16 protein-coding genes are annotated in these 16,390 nt (G+C 67.2%); 12 read left to right on the forward strand and 4 right to left on the reverse strand.

The window, feature by feature from the left end:
* Positions 1 to 52: 52 nt before the first annotated feature.
* The gene (locus BSG17_RS07325) at positions 53 to 2,026 is read right to left on the reverse strand and encodes a DUF460 domain-containing protein (protein WP_089822532.1); all 1,974 of its coding nucleotides are present in this window, start codon (positions 2,024 to 2,026) and stop codon (positions 53 to 55) included.
* A 125-nt stretch (positions 2,027 to 2,151) separates the two neighbouring features.
* On the opposite strand from BSG17_RS07325, the gene BSG17_RS07330 reads away from it, so the two are divergent.
* Together BSG17_RS07330 and BSG17_RS07335 are read left to right on the forward strand one after the other, a co-directional pair.
* The gene (locus tag BSG17_RS07330) at positions 2,152 to 3,111 is read left to right on the forward strand and encodes a prohibitin family protein (RefSeq protein ID WP_089822533.1); all 960 of its coding nucleotides are present in this window, start codon (positions 2,152 to 2,154) and stop codon (positions 3,109 to 3,111) included.
* 6 nt (positions 3,112 to 3,117) lie between these two features.
* Positions 3,118 to 3,546, forward strand: a complete 429-nt coding sequence (locus BSG17_RS07335; RefSeq protein ID WP_211609079.1) for a DUF8108 domain-containing protein — start codon at positions 3,118 to 3,120, stop codon at positions 3,544 to 3,546.
* Positions 3,547 to 3,552: 6 nt separating this feature from the next.
* On the opposite strand, the gene rnz is transcribed toward BSG17_RS07335, so the two are convergent.
* On the reverse strand, positions 3,553 to 4,485 hold the full coding sequence (gene rnz, locus BSG17_RS07340) for a ribonuclease Z (protein ID WP_089822535.1): 933 nt from the start codon (positions 4,483 to 4,485) through the stop codon (positions 3,553 to 3,555).
* Positions 4,486 to 4,876: 391 nt separating this feature from the next.
* On the opposite strand from rnz, the gene BSG17_RS07345 reads away from it, so the two are divergent.
* The 3 genes from BSG17_RS07345 (at position 4,877) to BSG17_RS07355 (ending at position 7,317) form a co-directional block, all read left to right on the forward strand.
* A complete protein-coding gene (locus tag BSG17_RS07345; RefSeq protein ID WP_089822537.1) occupies positions 4,877 to 5,455 on the forward strand; it encodes a hypothetical protein in 579 nt (192 codons plus the stop codon).
* Positions 5,456 to 5,683: 228 nt separating this feature from the next.
* Entirely contained in the window at positions 5,684 to 6,712 is a 1,029-nt protein-coding gene (locus tag BSG17_RS07350; RefSeq protein WP_089822539.1) for an AAA family ATPase, read from the forward strand.
* The gene (locus BSG17_RS07355; protein WP_089823033.1) at positions 6,709 to 7,317 is read left to right on the forward strand and encodes a protein sorting system archaetidylserine decarboxylase; all 609 of its coding nucleotides are present in this window, start codon (positions 6,709 to 6,711) and stop codon (positions 7,315 to 7,317) included. The genes BSG17_RS07350 and BSG17_RS07355 overlap by 4 nt, the downstream gene beginning before the upstream one ends.
* Before the next feature lie 105 nt (positions 7,318 to 7,422).
* Here BSG17_RS07355 and BSG17_RS07360 read toward each other — a convergent pair whose 3' ends face one another.
* Entirely contained in the window at positions 7,423 to 8,397 is a 975-nt protein-coding gene (locus tag BSG17_RS07360) for a methyltransferase domain-containing protein (protein WP_089823035.1), read from the reverse strand.
* Positions 8,398 to 8,604: 207 nt separating this feature from the next.
* Between BSG17_RS07360 and BSG17_RS07365 the strand changes: the two genes are divergently transcribed.
* From BSG17_RS07365 to BSG17_RS07375, 3 genes are all read left to right on the forward strand, one after another.
* The gene (locus BSG17_RS07365; protein WP_089822541.1) at positions 8,605 to 9,165 is read left to right on the forward strand and encodes a TATA-box-binding protein; all 561 of its coding nucleotides are present in this window, start codon (positions 8,605 to 8,607) and stop codon (positions 9,163 to 9,165) included.
* A 132-nt stretch (positions 9,166 to 9,297) separates the two neighbouring features.
* Complete coding sequence (locus tag BSG17_RS07370; RefSeq protein WP_089822543.1) at positions 9,298 to 9,669, forward strand: DUF7473 family protein; 372 nt, start codon at positions 9,298 to 9,300, stop codon at positions 9,667 to 9,669.
* A gap of 79 nt (positions 9,670 to 9,748) precedes the next feature.
* Positions 9,749 to 10,741 carry a CPBP family intramembrane glutamic endopeptidase gene (locus BSG17_RS07375; RefSeq protein WP_089822545.1) on the forward strand — a complete coding sequence of 331 codons (993 nt, stop codon included), beginning with the start codon at positions 9,749 to 9,751 and terminating at the stop codon, positions 10,739 to 10,741.
* Positions 10,742 to 10,763: 22 nt separating this feature from the next.
* Here the strand turns inward: BSG17_RS07375 and hisG are convergent, their stop codons facing one another.
* A complete protein-coding gene (gene hisG / locus BSG17_RS07380) occupies positions 10,764 to 11,609 on the reverse strand; it encodes an ATP phosphoribosyltransferase (protein WP_089822547.1) in 846 nt (281 codons plus the stop codon).
* 88 nt (positions 11,610 to 11,697) lie between these two features.
* Between hisG and BSG17_RS07385 the strand changes: the two genes are divergently transcribed.
* The 4 genes from BSG17_RS07385 to hjc all read left to right on the forward strand — a co-directional run bounded on the left by BSG17_RS07385 (position 11,698) and on the right by hjc (position 16,363).
* A complete protein-coding gene (locus BSG17_RS07385) occupies positions 11,698 to 12,990 on the forward strand; it encodes an amidohydrolase (RefSeq protein WP_089822549.1) in 1,293 nt (430 codons plus the stop codon).
* Positions 12,991 to 13,181: 191 nt separating this feature from the next.
* A complete protein-coding gene (locus BSG17_RS07390; RefSeq protein ID WP_089822551.1) occupies positions 13,182 to 14,276 on the forward strand; it encodes a hypothetical protein in 1,095 nt (364 codons plus the stop codon).
* 154 nt (positions 14,277 to 14,430) lie between these two features.
* On the forward strand, positions 14,431 to 15,717 hold the full coding sequence (locus BSG17_RS07395) for an adenosylhomocysteinase (RefSeq protein WP_089822552.1): 1,287 nt from the start codon (positions 14,431 to 14,433) through the stop codon (positions 15,715 to 15,717).
* Between the two features lie 124 nt (positions 15,718 to 15,841).
* Positions 15,842 to 16,363 (forward strand): Holliday junction resolvase Hjc, encoded by a 522-nt coding sequence (gene hjc / locus BSG17_RS07400; protein WP_089822554.1) that lies wholly within the window; start codon positions 15,842 to 15,844, stop codon positions 16,361 to 16,363.
* Positions 16,364 to 16,390 lie beyond the last annotated feature (27 nt).

Below are 16,390 nucleotides of genomic sequence, written 5' to 3' on the forward strand. Positions count from 1 at the left end.
AAATCGGTGGAGAGCGTCAACGATCCGCGGAGAGCGGCGAAGAACGGCGCCGCTACTCCTCTCGACCGCCGTTGGCGCGGTGTTCGCTGATGATCTGGTCGACCATCGCCGACTTCTGTTCCTTGCGGCGATTCTCGGCACGACGCTTCCAGTCTTCGATGGCGGCCTCGACGTCGCTCTCGCGGGCGATCGCGAGCTCGTCGATCTCCTGAATCGAGACGTCGTCGGCGGGGCCGACGGGGATGCCGTGGTCGAACAGGAGTTCGTCGGCGACGTCCGAGAGACCGCCCGAGCGGAGGACGACGCGAGGGTTCTTTTCGGCGAGGCGCTGGGCGGTGCTCCGGCCGGCCCCGCTGGCGTCGCGGAGATACACCACGTCGCCCGCGGAGATGCCGTACTCCTCGTCGGTGTCCTCGATGGCCCCCTTGGTGAACTGCTCGACTACCTTCACGGGGACGAGATCGCGCCCCTCGGCGACGTCGGCGAAGTTCGAGTGGTCGAGCTTCCAGAGGTCTTTCAGCCGCGAGAGCTTCGACTGGAGCTCGTCGGCGCGCTCCTCCTCGGCGTCGAGTTCGCGTTCGAGGCGATTGTTCTCGCGTTCGAGGCGGTTGATCTCGCGGCGTTCGCGGGCCTCTCGCCGTTCTTCGCGGCGGGCGTCCGACAGCTCCTGCTTGTACTCCTCGATCGTCTCCTCGCGATCCGCGAGGCGGTCTTTCAGGTCGTCGACGTGCGACTCGAGACGGTCGACCTGCGACTCCAGTCGCTTGATCTTCTTCTCCTCGGCGGAGAGTTCCCGTTCGACGTGTTCCGTCGACTCCTCGGACGACGAGGAGTCGTCCGAGAGATCGCGCAGGACGGCTTCGACCGACTCCTCGCCGGAGACGACGCGGGCGACGACCTCCCCGCGGTTGACTCGCGGCGGCACCTTCTGCGTGATGCGGTCGAACTGGTCCTCGTGGGCGTCGAACGCGAACAGCGCGGCGGCCATCGCGTCGCGCTCGTGGTCGTTGTCGTACTCGTCGTTGCGTGTGCGGTGGAGTTTCTCGTCGACCGGGAGGTCCGTGTCGGGCCGCCACCCCGCCGCGTCGAAGCTGCGGCGGAACTTCTCGACCGTCTCGGGCATCGGGTTCACGTCGGCGGCGACGACGATAGGCCGGCCGCGCTCGATGAGCCACTCGATGACGTCGGCGGTGTCTGCCGTCCGCGTCGAGAGGACGTCGAGGACGGTGCCGTCGAGGTCGACGACGGCCGCCGCCGTCGTTGTTCCGGGGTCGATGCCGACGATGACGTGGTCGCGGCGCTTCACCAACGGCTCGAACTCGATACCGTCGCGACGGTCGCGCTCGACCTCGATGCGGATGTCGCCGGAACGGCGGTTCGAGACGGGGATATCCTGTGGTCGCGCCTCGACGGTGAAGATGGCGTTCGAGAAGCCGCCGTACTTCTCGGTGACGTCGCGCTCGTAGTCGAGGCCGGCTTCCTTCAGTTTCGACTCGACGTCGCGGGCGGTCGTCTTCACGTTGCCGTGGATGCGGCGCGTGTAGCGGTCGGAGCTCCACCCGCCCTTGCCGGTCGACCGGCCGCGAGCGACCTTCACGGTCGTCGTGTCGGTGAACGCCGACACCTCGTAGCCGACGTTGGCGGCGGCGAGTCGGGCGGCGGCCTCGGCCTCCTTCATCGGTTCCTTCCCGTAGGGGACGCCGTGACGGGAGGCGACCCGCGAGAGCGGTTCCGGTTGCTCTGCACCGGTCACCTGCACGAGCTTCGTCTCGGCTGGCAACGACTGGAGGAACCGCACGAGGGCGTCCTTGTCGGCCGCCAGTTCGTACATGTTGTCGGTGGCGACGATGGCGGGTTCTTCACGCTCGATGAGTCGTCGTAGCTTCCGAAAGGAGACGACGTCCCTGTCGAGATGTTCGCCGTCGAAGGCGACGACCGCGTAGGAGGGAGCGTCCCCCCGGATGTCGCCACTCTGGATGTCGACGCCGAACACCAGCGAGTCGAGCGCACTCGTCCGGGTGCTCACGAGTCTCCGCTAGGGGGTCGGTCGATAAATACCCAACGCCGGTACTATCTCGGCGCGTCCCGTCGCCCGGCTGTCGGGAATCCGAAACGTCAAATCGGTAGGGGCCGAGTCCTCGCCGTGGTAACATGAGTACCGACCCAGACCCTCCACGAATCGGTCCCGACAACCTCCGACGAACCGCCGTCGTCGGTCTGCTCGCCCTCCTCCTCCTCGCTGCGCCCGTCGCCGGGCTCCTCGCGTGGGAACCCGTCGACGAGGGGAACGTGAAGGTGGTGAAGAAGTGGGGTGCGACCACCGGCACGGTGTTCGAGCCGGGTGCCCACTTCGTCAACCCGGTCTCGCAGTCGACGAGTAGCCTCTCCGTCCGCCCGCAGTCCTACACGATGTCCGCCCAGCAGAACGAAGGTCAACAGAGCGGTGACGACGCCATCCGCGTACTCACCGAAGACGGACTCCGAACCGACATCGACGTCACCGTCCGCTACCGCGTCGACGCCGGTAAGGCGGTGAACTTCTACCGGAAGTACCGCACGCTCGACACCGCCGAAGAGCGGCTGATCCGTCCGTCGATCCGTTCGGTTCTCCGGACGGAGGCGGGACGCCTCCCCGTCACCGAGATCTACACCGGCGAGGGACAGACGAAGTTGAAGCTCGCCGCCGAGCAGGAGCTCGCAGACGAGTTCTCCAACGACGGACTCATCCTCGAAGCCGTCCAGATCCGCAACGTCGAACTCCCCGCGGAGTACGCGAAGGCCGTCGAACAGAAAGAGATCACCGAACAGCGTCGCCAACAGAAACAGAGCGAACTCGAAGTCGAGAAGCTCGAAGCCGACCGCAAAGAGATCGAGGCGCAGGGCGAGGCCGAGGCCAACCGCATCGTCAGCGAGTCGCTGACGGACGAGGTGCTCGCTCAGCAGTACATCCAGCGACTCGACGAGACCGACACCGTCTACATCCCCGTCGGTGGGGACGGCTACCCGCAGTTCGTCCGCAACCTCGAATCTGACTCGGAGGCCGGTAGCTCCGGGTCGACGACTACCGGACAGTCGAGCGGCAACAGTTCGACCGACTCGACGCAGTCGTAGTCGACGATGGACCGTCGTGCCCTCGCCGTCGTCGGCTTCGTTACGCTCCTCTTCGTCGGCTTCCTTGCCCGGGGCGTGTTGCTCTCGGTCGGCCGGATCGCCCTCGTCGCGTTCGTCTTGGCGCTCCTCGCCGGCGTCGCGCTAGTAGCGACCCGGCAACCCGCCTACCGGCGGTCGACGGTCGGGCCGGCGACACGCGTTCTCCGGCGACCGCTCGAAAGGGACGACCGGCATCGCTGTGCGGAGTGCGACGCGGTCGTCGACGACGGCGAACGCCGGCGGTTCGTCCGCGAGTGGGTGCTCTTCGGCGTTCCGATTCTCCTGCTCGACGACGGCGAGAACGTCTACTGTTCGTCGTGTACGGGGAGGACGATCGACGCCGACGAAGCAGTCGACGCCACCGACAGCGACGCCGACCGGCTCCGCGAGAGATAGCCGACGCTACTCGGCGTCCGGGAACGGGACGTCGAACTTCTGACCGTCGCTCGGGACGAAGCACTCCCCGTCGAACCGTTCGCGCGCCTCCGCTTCGATGGGGCTCGCGTCGCCGGCGTAGCGCGAGGAGATGTGCGTCAGCGCGAGTCGCTTGGCGTTCGCCCGAGACGCGACGTCCGCGGCCTCCCGTCCCGTCGAGTGGTAGGTCTGCCGGGCGCGGCCCGCCTCGTCGCTGGCGAAGGTGGCGTCGTGAATGAGCAGGTCGGCGTTCTCGGCGATATCGACCGTCGCCTGTACGGGCCGCGTGTCACCGGTGTAGACGAGTTTCCGGCCCGGTCGTGGGTCGCCGACGACCTGTTCGGGCTGGACGACCCGGCCGTCGTCGAGTTCGACGGCCTCGCCCTCGTGCAGTTTGCCGTACAGCGGTCCCGGCGGGATACCGAGTTCCTCCTCGGCTTTCTCGCGGTCGAACCGACCCGGCCGGTCGTCCTCGACGATGGCGTACCCCTGCGAGCGCGTGCGGTGGTTCGTCTCGAACGCCCGCACCTCGTACTCGTCACCGGCGAGTGCCGTCGACCCGGGTGATACCTCGTGGACGTTGATGGGGTAGCCCGGATCGTAGCCGCCGGCGTGGACGAGACGGTTGATATGCGTCTTCGACCCCGGCGGAACGTGGATGGCCAGCGCCTCGTCGCGTTCGTTGAAGTCCCACGACTGGACCAACCCTGGGATGCCGAGGATGTGGTCGCCGTGGAGATGCGTGACGAAGAGATGCGAGACGTCGAACCCGGTCCCGAACCGCATCATCTGCCGCTGAGTTCCCTCGCCGCAGTCGAACAGCAGTCGCTCGCCCTCGCGGTTGACGAAGACGGCGCTGGGGGCCCGTTCCGTCGTCGGGACCGCCCCGCTCGTTCCGAGAAACGTCACACGCATCGACATTGGTGGGGACGAGACGGGGCGGGCGTAAACGCGTGTCGGAATGGGGCTGGTGGCGAGCGACGCCGAGACCCGGGAACTCGACGCCGCGTGGTTCAGCGTCTCTCACGTACCGTTCGTTCGCTCGTCTCCGCCGGTGTGGACGCCCGTTCTCTCGTTCCGGCGCGACGTTAGCCGGCACAAAGCTACGATAAACTACAGTTTAACCGGGCAACAGCGGAGGACCCGAGTACGGGACGACCGAAACGGTCTCCTCTGACGTACTGTAGTGGACGAGAGTCTGGAAACACCGTATTCGAGTGGAAATCGTTCTTTAATCAAGGTAACATGACTAGTAACTAATGCGACAATCGTCGATTTATCGATTTGTCGGGCCACGCCCGACTGAGTGACAATGGATCGAAAACTCGGAAAACAGATGCTCGTCGTATTCGTCGTCGCCACACTCCTTCTCAGCGGCCTCGCAGGGGTCGCAGCGGCACACGACGACAAGAAAGACGACCGGAAGAAGCACAAGCACGACCACGAGAGCGAGCGAAACGACGCCGACCAGCGCCAGCAGAGTCACGCAGACGCGTGGGCGAAACAGGTGGGCTGGAAGAACGACGCCGATCAGGACCAGGACAGCGATCAGCGCCAGCGGGCACGACAGAAGGGTGACGACAACGACGTCGACCAAACTCAGCGCAACGAGCAACGGCAGCGCGCCGACCAGGACGGGAAGTACAACGACGCCGACCAGGACCAAGACAGCGACCAGCGCCAGCGGGCACGACAGAAGGGTGACGACAACGACGTCGACCAGACCCAACGCAACGAACAGACGCAGCGTGCGAAGCAGGACGGGAAGCACAACGACGTCGACCAGGACCAGGACAGCAAGCAGACGCAGCGCTCGACCCAGCGAGGACACGGTAACTCCGCGAGCCAGTCACAGTCCAGCAGTCAGACGCAGGTCGCCGTCCAAGGCTAGCTGACTTGTCCCACTGAGACGTCCGGTCGAACTGGCCGCTCGGGTCGGATCGCCCGAGCGCCGTTCGAGGTTCGAGAGGCGCAGCAGGCTGCCGAGTACGGTCGGACGACTCACGATCTCTGCGGAGCTACGCGCCCGACGGCAGCCGGTTCGATACGACCGAGTCCGAAGGCAGTTCGAGCGCCACAACCGACCGATTCTTACCCGTCGCCCGGTTACGACAGACCGATGGACGCGCCGCTGTGGACGGACACGCACGCGCCCGCCCTCGCCGACCTCCCGCAGTCGGAGGTGCGCGACCGGCTGGCCCGCGCCGTCGACGAACCGATGAACCTCGTGGTGCAGGGGCCGGCGGGCGTCGGCAAGACGGCCGCCGTCCGAGCGCTCGCCCGCGAGACGCACGACGACCCCGACAACGACCTCGTCGAAATCAACGTCGCGGACTTCTTCAACCGGACGAAGAAGGAGATCCGCACCGACCCGCGCTTCGAACAGTTTCTGGAAGGGCGGAGTCGGATGGCCAAACGCGACATGATAAATCGCGTGCTCAAAGAGTCCGCCAGCTACGCCCCGATGTCGGGGACGTACAAGACGATCGTGCTCGACAACGCCGAGGCGATCCGCGAGGACTTCCAGCAGGCGCTGCGCCGCGTGATGGAGAAACACCACCGGACGACCCAGTTCGTCATCGCCACGCGCCAGCCCTCGAAGCTCATCCCGCCGATCCGCTCGCGCTGTTTCCCCGTTCCCGTCCGCGCGCCGACGACCGACGAAACTATCGACGTGCTGGAAGCCATCGTCGACGCCGAGGACGTCGACGCCGACCCCGACGGACTGGAGTTCGTCGCCAGCGCCGCCGGCGGCAACCTCCGCAAGGCCGTCCTGTCGGCGCAGGCGACGGTCGTCGAACACGACGAACTCACGATGCAGGCGGCCTACCAGACGATCGGCGAGCTCGGCCACGACGAGGCGATACTGGAGGCGCTATCGGCGGCCGAGTCCGGCGACGTCGCCTCGGCGCGGAAAGCCGTCGACGACCTCGTCTCCGACGAGGGGTACGACGGGCAGGAGCTACTGCTCGAACTGCTGCGCGTCGCCCGTGCGAAGTCCGAGATCGCCGGCAGCGACCTCGCACGGCTCTATCGACTGGCCGGCGACGTCGACCTCGATCTGGCGACCGGGACGGACGCGACGATCCACCTCACGCATCTGCTGTCGGCGTGGGCGACCGAGCGACCGAGACAGGGTCGGCCATGAGCGCGCGAGTCACCCCCGGGACGTGGCGCTACGCGGCACCGCCGCTGGTGCTCGCGATTCCGGCGCTCGTCGTCTCCCTACCGGTCGGTCTCGCGCTCCTCCTCGTCGGGGTCGCGGTCGTCGCCTTCTTCCGCGACCCCGACCGTACCCTACCCGAGTCGGGCGTCGTCGCCCCTGCCGACGGGAAGGTCTCCGTCGTTCGCGAGGAGGACGGACGGGTCCGCGTGGGCGTCTTCATGAACGTCACCGACGTCCACGTCATCCGCGCGCCGCTGGACGGCTACGTCGAGTCGGTCACTCACCGTTCCGGTGCGAACAAGCCGGCGTTCTCGAAGGACTCCGACCGCAACGAGCGCGTCGACGTCGACTTCGGCACCCACGAGGTGTCGTTCATCGCCGGCTGGTTCGCCCGACGCATCCACCCCTACGTCGGCGGCGGCGAGTCCGTCGCCCGCGGCCAGCGACTCGGTCACATCGCGTTCGGCAGTCGTGCGGACGTACTGCTGCCCGAGTGGGCCGACGTCGACGACGTCGAGATCGAAAAAGGCCAGCGCGTCTCGGCCGGCGAGACAGTTCTCGTCGAGACGCCGACCGACGAAGCGTAGCCTCCCCCGTCGCCGTCGTTCGTTCTCCAGTGGAAACGAAGGGGTTTGTCAGACAGTCACATCGGAGAGAACGACGGTTCCAACGAGCGTTCCAACGAGCGGACGCTACGCGCGTGTCAGCACGTGGACGTACCGCGTGAGCGACCCGTGAACCCGTCGTTCGAACAGATGGTCGACCTCCCAGCCGGCGTCGACGGCAGCGTCTTCCCACGAACGGTCGGCGACGACGACGGCCCGGGGAGCGACGCGGGCGGCCTCCGCGAGCGCACCGGCGACGAGGTCGGCGAGTTCGTGCCGAGCGATCTTCGACTGGCGGCCGTAGGGAGCGTCGAAGACGACGCCGTCGACGCTGTCGTCGCGGAGCGCGAGGCTGGTGGCGTCGCCGCGCAGCACGTCCCACGTCGCCTCGGGGGTAAGCGCCTCGAAGTTCGTCTGGCTGCCGCGGGCCATCTTCCACTGTGCGTCGGCCCCGACGACGCGAGCCCCGACCAGCGCCGCCTCGAGGAGCACGCCGCCGGTCCCACACATCGGGTCGAGGATGGTCGCTCCGGGCTTCGCTCCGGCGATGTTGACGAACGCGCGGGCGTCGAGCGGTGCCATGCTCCCGGGTTGGAAGAACGGGCGGTCGGTCGGCTTGCGGTCGCCGAAGTCGCGGACGCTCTCGACTTCGAGCCAGCCGAGCAGACAGACGTCGTCGGAGAACAGCGCCCGCAGCACGTGGTCGGGGTCGTCGAGGTCGACCGAGAACCCGCGGTCGACGAGGACGCTGCCGAGCGTCCGTTCGGCGGCCTGTGTGCTCACGCCCGTCTTGCCGTGGACGTCGCGGGCGCGGACGGCGACCGACCCGCGACGGTCGACAGTCGCCGCCTCCAGCAGGTGACGGGCGCTGTCGACGTCGGCGTCGGTGTGGCCGACCAGTTCGCTGGCCCGGTGGGTGTACGCCAGCGTGCGGAGGCGGTCGGGGGAAATGCCCCGGGCCGTCGCGAGGCCGGGGGCGACGACGTCGACGGCGTCGGCCGCACTGGCGGCCTCGCAGGCGGCGAACGCGTCGTCCTCGCCGGCGAGTTCGAGACAGTACACGCTCGCAGTGTGACGGTCGACCGGTATGAGGATGCCGACTCCCACCGTCGCGGTTGCGACTCGGTACCACCCGTCGAGCGACACGAGCGCCTCGAGACACGGCGAGGAGGTCGTTCTCCCACGACCCAGCCGTTTAGTCACGTTGTCGACGTATCATTCAGTAGCACCAATCTTTTTAAACCTTAAATACGACCCTTAAATTGACGCATGACCGACCCCACGGACACAATCAACATCGAAAACGTGGTCGCCTCGACGGGAATCGGGCAGGAACTCGACCTGCAGAGCGTGGCGATGGACCTCGAAGGGGCCGACTACGACCCAGAGCAGTTCCCCGGCCTCGTATACCGCACCCAGAACCCGAAGTCTGCGGCGCTCATCTTCCGCTCCGGCAAGATCGTCTGTACCGGAGCGAAGTCGACCGACGACGTCCACGAGAGTCTCAACATCGTCTTCGACAAACTCCGCGAGCTGAAGATCCAGGTCGAAGACGACCCCGAGATCACCGTCCAGAACATCGTCACCAGCGCCGACCTCGGCAAGAACCTCAACCTCAACGCCATCGCCATCGGGCTCGGACTGGAGAACATCGAGTACGAGCCCGAACAGTTCCCGGGACTCGTCTACCGCCTCGACGAACCGAAGGTCGTCGCGCTGCTGTTCGGGTCGGGAAAACTCGTCATCACGGGCGGGAAGAAACCCGAAGACGCCAAACACGCGGTCGAGGTCATCACCGACCGCCTCTCCGAACTCGGTCTACTCGGCTGACCATCGCATCGACGCACTGCTTCGGCGACGCACCGACTCGCCACCCCGCCGACTCGACGTCTCTGACCCTCTCCTCTGTCGTCTCCGACCCGAGAGCGTCAGGACCAAACCCCCACACCGCCAACAGGGGGCATGGTCACTCTCCAGGCCGGGTCGGTCGGGAGTCCCGTCGCTATCGCCGGGACGGTCGGCCTGTTCGCGCTGTTTCTCTCGATCACCGCCCACATCGCGGCCCGGAACGTCCTCGGCGACGTCGAGGTGAAGAAGGCGTTCGTCGTCGGCCCGCTGCCGGCGACGATCGCCGTCGTCTCGACCGCCTTCGGTCTCAACCCCTTCCTCGCCATCCTCACGGCACTCGTCGTCGACGCGACGGCCATCTCCCTCCTGTACGGCCGCTCGCGACGACTGACCGCGTACGTCACCGCCATCCACGTCGTCGTCAGCATCCTCCTCGGGACGGTGCTTTTCGGACTCGCCTTCCTCCTCGCGAGCGCACCGGGGTGACGGAGGCGACGCGGGCGACGGAAGTGAAACGGAGGTGGAGAAGGAGAGCACTCAAGCGACTGCCGGACGCAGCGCTGCCATGGTCGACTCGCTGAAGTCGCTGGTGTGGAACCGCGCCGAGCGACGACCCCGTGCACCGGTGCGGCTGGTCGCGGGTCTCCTCCTCGTCGCCGTCGTCACGTTCGGGCTCGCCGTCGTCGTCGGACTGCTCGGGGTCGGGTCGTTGCTGGTCGGACTGCTCGGAGCGACCGCAGGCGACCTCGCGACGGGGCTGGTCGGCAGTCTCGTCTTGGGCGTCGCCATCGTCGTCGCCGTCACCGTCGCCGGGCGGTTCCTCGACCGACGGCCGTTCACCGACTTCGGGTTCCACCTCGATCGCTCCTGGTGGCTGGATCTCGGGTTCGGCCTCGGTCTCGGCGCGGGGCTGATGACGCTCGTCTTCGGCGTCGGCGTCGCGGCGGGGTGGTTCCGCGTCACGGGCTTTCTCGTCGGCGACGCCGTCGTCGTCGGCCTCGCGACGCTGGTCGTCCTCTTCGTACTGGTCGGCGTCTACGAGGAACTGTTCGCCCGTGGCTACCTCCTGACGAACGTGGCCGAGGGGCTGGCGGGCTACGTCGGCGAACGCTGGGCCGTCGCCGTCGCCGTCGCTCTCTCCTCGGGCGTCTTCGGACTGCTCCACGCGAGCAACCCCAGCGCCTCGCTCGTGAGCACCGTGACGATCACGCTCGCGGGCGTGATGCTCGCACTCGGCTACGTGTTGACGAACGAACTCGCCGTCCCCGTCGGCCTGCACGTCACGTGGAACCTGTTTCAGGGCGGCGTCTACGGCTTCCCGGTGAGCGGTCTCGGGGTCGACGCGACGATCGTCGCCACGCGCGAACAGGGGCCCGATCTGGTGACAGGGGGGAGTTTCGGCCCCGAGGCGGGGCTGCTCGGGGTGGGTGCGATGCTGCTCGGGAGCGCGGCCATCGTCGCGTGGGTCCGCTGGCGGTACGGGGAGGTCGGGGTGCATCCGGGAGTGACGACGCCGGAGTTGCGGACGGGAGGGCGTCGAGGGGACGACGACGCCTGAACGGAGTCGGTGGGCGTCGGTTCTACTCGACCAACCGCTCGATCTCGGTGACGAGGATGTCAGACGCGCCGACCTCCCGGAGGTCGCTGATGACGGAGAACACGTCGCGTTCGTCGACGACGACGTGGACCGCCACCATCTCGTCGCCGGCGACGTCCATCACCGTCGGGCCGCCCATCCCGGGGATGACCTCCCGGACGTCGTCCAGTCGCTCCTTCGGCGCGTTCATCATCAGGTAGCGCTTGCCGTCGGCGGCGAGCACCGAACGGAGCGCCATCGTCACCTGCTGGACCTTCGGGTCGTCGGTGACGTCCGGGCGGGCGAAGAGGCGCACGGAGGAGGAGAGCACCTCGTCGACGATGCCCAACCGGTTGACGGCGAGCGTCGTCCCCGTCGACGTGATGTCGATGATGGCGTCGGCCATCTCGACGTGCGGGGTGAGTTCGGTCGCGCCCGTCACCTTCACGATCTCGGGGTCGACGCCCTGCTCCTCGAAGTAGCGACGCGCGATGGTGGGGAACTCGGTGGCGACGCTCTTGTCGGCGACGTCCTGTACGTCCTTGATGTCGCCGTCCTCGGGGGCGGCAAGCACGAGTCGGCACTTGCCGAAGCCGAGGTCCAGCAGTTCCGTCAGGTCGTGGCCCGACTCCCGGACCTGGTCGTAGCCCGTGATACCCAGGTCGGCCGCGCCGTCGCGGACGTACTCGGGGATGTCCGCCGCGCGGACGAACAGCACGGTGACGTCGGGGTCGACGGTCTCGGCGTACAGTTTGCGTTCCGCTCCGTTCTCGATGTGGAGGCCGGCGTGTTCGAGCAGGTCGATCGTCGGATCGTGGATGCGCCCCTTGTTGGGCACGGCGATGCGCATACCGGTCTCTCACGCCGGCGGGAGAACTGTCTTTCCCTCCACGGTCCGAACCACACCACCTAATGCGGCCTCCGCGGAACGCTCGGACATGAGTACGCTCCTCATCGCGGACGGGCAGGTGCTCCTGCCGGAGATGGAGGTCGTCGAGGCGGACGTCCTCGTCGACGCCGACGAAGGGACGATCCTCGCGGTCGGTTCGGACCTCGCTACCGCCGACGAGACGCTCGACGCCTCGGGCGGCCTGGTGATGCCGGGGCTCGTCAACGCCCACTGTCACGTCGCCATGACGCTGCTGCGCGGCTACGCCGACGACAAGGAGTTGGACGCCTGGCTGCAGGAGGACATCTGGCCGGCCGAGGCCGAACTGACGTCCGAGGACGTCCACGTCGGGGCCGAGCTGGGGCTGTTGGAGATGATCAAGTCCGGCACGACCGCGTTCGCCGACATGTACTTCGAGGTGCCCGAGATCGTCGACGCCGTCGACGACGCCGGGCTACGGGCCCGCGTCGGCCACGGCGTCGTCACCGTCGTCAAGGACGACGAGGGTGCACGCGCCGACGTCGACGAGAGCCTCTCGGTCGCCCGCGAGTACGACGGCGCCGCCGACGGGCGCATCAGGACGGCGTACATGCCTCACTCGTTGACTACGGTGGGCGAGGAGTATCTCCGCGAGAGCGTCGCCGAGGCGCGCGAAGACGGCATCCCGATCCACTTCCACGCCAACGAGACGACCGACGAGGTCGACCCCATCGTCGACGAACGCGGCGAGCGCCCGCTCGAATACGCCGACGAGTTGGGGCTGCTCACGTCGTCGGACTTCGTCGCCCACGGCGTCCACGTCGACGAGACGGAGATCGACCTGCTGGCGTCGCGCGGGACGGGCGTCGTCCACTGTCCGGCCTCGAACATGAAGCTCGCAAGCGGGATGGCACCCGTCCAGCGGCTGCTCGACGCCGGCGTGACGGTGGGCATCGGCACCGACGGCGCGGCCTCGAACAACGACCTCGACATGTTCGACGAACTGCGCGATGCGGCGATGCTGGGTAAACTCGCGGCCGACGACGCCAGCGCCGTCAGCGCCGAGACAGTCGTCGAACTGGCCACGAAGGGGAGCGCCGACGCACTCGGATTCGAGTCGGGCGTCGTCGAACCGGGTGCGAACGCCGACCTCGCCGTCCTCGACCTCGACGCACCGCATCTGACGCCGCCGCACGACCTCGTGAGCCACCTCGCCTACGCCGCCCGCGGCTCCGACGTTCGACACACCGTCTGTGACGGACAGGTGCTCATGCGCGACCGCGAGGTGCTGACGATGGACGAGTCGGCCGTGCTGGAGCGCGCACGTCAGTACGCCGCGGACCTCGCCGAGCGCGCCGCGTAGCCGAACTGGCGTTTTCACGATTGATAACCGCCCGCCAGACCATTCAAAGATAATATTATTCTCAACTGTAAACTACGTATTGGGAGAAGTTTCTAAACGCTGATGAACGATGTGAGCCTCTCGTTGAACGGAACGAACCAGGTGAACGACGAACCCGGTTTATATCACTCATCGGTCATGGATAGGTCGGAATGAAGACCGACAACCAGATCACAGCGATCGCGGCTGCGGTGCTGCTCGTCTTCGCGGGCATCGCCGGGGCCGCGGGGACAGTCACCGCACAGTCGTCGGGGAACGTCGCCGTCGGCGTCGAACAGGCGGGGAACACCGGCGAGGCGGTCGTCACCGTCACGGAAGACGGTTCGGCCGTCGAGGGGGCGACGGTCGCCGTCGCCCCGGCAGGTGAGGAGACGTACGCGGGCAGCGGCGAGTACGAGACGGACGCGGACGGGACCGTCACGCTCCCCGTTCCCGAGGAGACGGTCGAACTGACCGTGGCCGCCGCGACGGAGACCGGCTCCGCCGAGACGACGGTCGAACTGCTCGCCCTCGCCGACTCGCTCGACGTGAACGTCGCTCAGCACACCGACAGTACGGCGACCGTCACGGTGACGCAGTACGGCGACCCCGTCTCGGACGCGACGGTGGACGTCACGAGCGACGGGACGTACACCGGAACCGGCTCCTATCGAACCGGGACGGACGGCACCGTCTCGCTCCCGGCGCCAGCCGAGTCGACGACGGTGACCGTCACCGCGACGAGCGGTGATCTCACCGCCGAGAGGACGGCGGAGCTCACCGAACAGACGTTCGCGAACTTCGGCCAGCGCGTCTCCTTCTTCGTCCACGGGCTCCTCGATGGGACGGACAACGAGGGCGGCATCGGCCAGGTCGTCTCGGAGTTCGTGAAGAAACACAACCCGAGCAACGACAACAGACCTGACCACGCCGGGAAGCCCAGCGACGCCGGTAAACCCGACGACGTCGGGAAGCCCGCCCACGCGGGCGGCCCGGACAAGGCCGACAGCAAGCCCGCCCACACTGGTGCCGAGGAGGGGCAGCGAGACGACGGCAAACCCGCTCACGCCGGCGGTCCCGACGAGACAAACAGTGAGAACCCAACCGACGCAGGCAGTGACGACGGGGACTCGGACGAGTCCGACGAGGAGACGGCGGACGAGACCGAGACGGCGGACGAAGAGCGCGGTAACGGTTCCGGCGAGGACCACCCCGGCGAGGCGAACGGAGACGGTCCCAAGGCGCTCGCCGTCCCGTTGGCGAACTGAGAGACACCTCGACCCACGGCTGACACACTCGAACAGACAGTAGCACACCGGATCGGCGCGGGGCGCGACGGCAAGGGCGCGTCCATCGCCGAGTACGCGACCGGGGCGTTCCGCCTTCGGTATCGTTTTCACCGCCCTGACCGCACTCAGACGTATGAGCGAGACGTATCCCCCGATCAGCGAACATCTCGACGACGTCGAGGCTGCTCGCGAAGAGGGTCGCCGCAAGATGGACTGGGCGCTGCAACATATGCCGATCCTACAGGCGCTCCGCAAGGAGTTCGAAGCCGACAAACCGTTCGACGGCCAGCGCATCGCGATGGCGATGCACGTCGAGGCGAAGACGGCCAATCTCGTCGAACTGCTCGCGCTCGGCGGTGCCGAAGTCGCCATCACCGGCTGTAACCCGCTGTCGACGCACGACGACGTGAGCGCCGCGCTCGACGCCCACGACAACATCATCTCCTACGCCGTCCGCGGCGTCGACGACGAGGGGTACTACGAGGCGCTGCGGGCGACGCTCGACTTCGACCCGACGGTCACCGTCGACGACGGGATGGATCTCGTCTACCTGGTCCACGAAGAGTACCCCGACCTCATCGACACGCTCCTCGGCGGCGCCGAGGAGACGACCACCGGCGTCCACCGACTGCGTGCGATGGACGAGGACGGCGAACTGCAGTACCCCGTCTTCGCCGTCAACGACACGCCGATGAAACGGCTGTTCGACAACGTCCACGGCACCGGCGAGTCGTCGCTGGCGACGATCGCGATGACGACGAACCTCTCGTGGGCCGGCAAGAACGTCGTCGTTGGCGGCTACGGCTACTGCGGAAAAGGCGTCGCGAAGAAGGCCGCCGGCCAGAACGCGAACGTCATCGTCACCGAGGTCGACTCCCGTCGCGCGCTCGAAGCCCACATGGAGGGGTACGACGTGATGCCGATGGCCGAGGCGGCCGAAGTCGGCGACGTGTTCATTACGACGACGGGCAACCGCGACGTCGTCACCCGCGAACACTTCGAGAAGATGCAGGACGGCGTCCTGCTCGCCAACGCGGGTCACTTCGACGTCGAGATCAACCTCGACGAACTCGCCGACCTCGCGGTCGACCAGTACGAGGCCCGCGACGGCGTCGACGCCTACGAGATGGACGACGGCCGCCGACTCAATGTCCTCGCCGAGGGACGACTCGTCAACCTCGCTGCACCGCTCGCACTCGGTCACCCGGTCGAGGTGATGGACCAGTCGTTCGGCGTGCAGGCCGTCTGCGTCCGCGAGCTCGTCGAGAACGGCGAGGAGTACGACGCCGGCGTTCACGACGTGCCCGACGACCTGGACCGCGAAGTCGCCGAGATCAAGTTGGAGGCGGAGGGCATCGAGTTCGACTCGCTGAGCGAGGAGCAGCGCGAGTACATGGGGTCGTGGGCCCACGGGACCTAACGGCTCACCGGTAAAGACAGTCTTCTCTGTGGGGTGGTCGAAGCCCCCGAACCGAGCGACCCAGCCCAGGTGTCGAACCGGTGCAGGTCGTCCGACTTAAGCCCGCCCACCTGCGAGTCGGAGTATGGCCGCCAACAGGAAAGGTGACAGGCGGGAACGCGAACTCGTCAACAGACTCGACGAGGCCGGATTCGCCGTGATGCGCGCGCCGGCCAGCGGCGGCGCGACGACGCGCGAACTTCCCGACGTGCTCGCCGGCAACGGCGACACCTTCTACGCCGTCGAGGCGAAGTCGAGTTCGGGCAACCCCATCTATCTCACCGGCGAGGAGGTCGAGGCGCTCGTCTACTTCTCGAAGAACTTCGGCGCGAAACCCCGTATCGGCGTGCGGTTCGACCGCGAGGACTGGTACTTCTTCCACCCGGCGGATCTCTACACGACCGACGGCGGCAACTATAGGGTCAAGAAGGAGACCGCGCTGGCCGACGGCGTCGACTTCGACGAGTTCGTCGGCACGTCGAAGAAGACGACGCTCGCCGACCACGCCGAACCGGACGACGGTCCCTCGAAGGGCGTCCGCGACGTGCTCAACGCGGTGAAGGAGGGCGTCGTCTCGGTCGACGAGGCGGCCGAGATGCTCGAGTGAGTTCCGGCCGTCTCGCGTCCGATTGGT

This window comes from Halogranum amylolyticum, assembly GCF_900110465.1.
Classification (GTDB): domain Archaea; phylum Halobacteriota; class Halobacteria; order Halobacteriales; family Haloferacaceae; genus Halogranum; species Halogranum amylolyticum.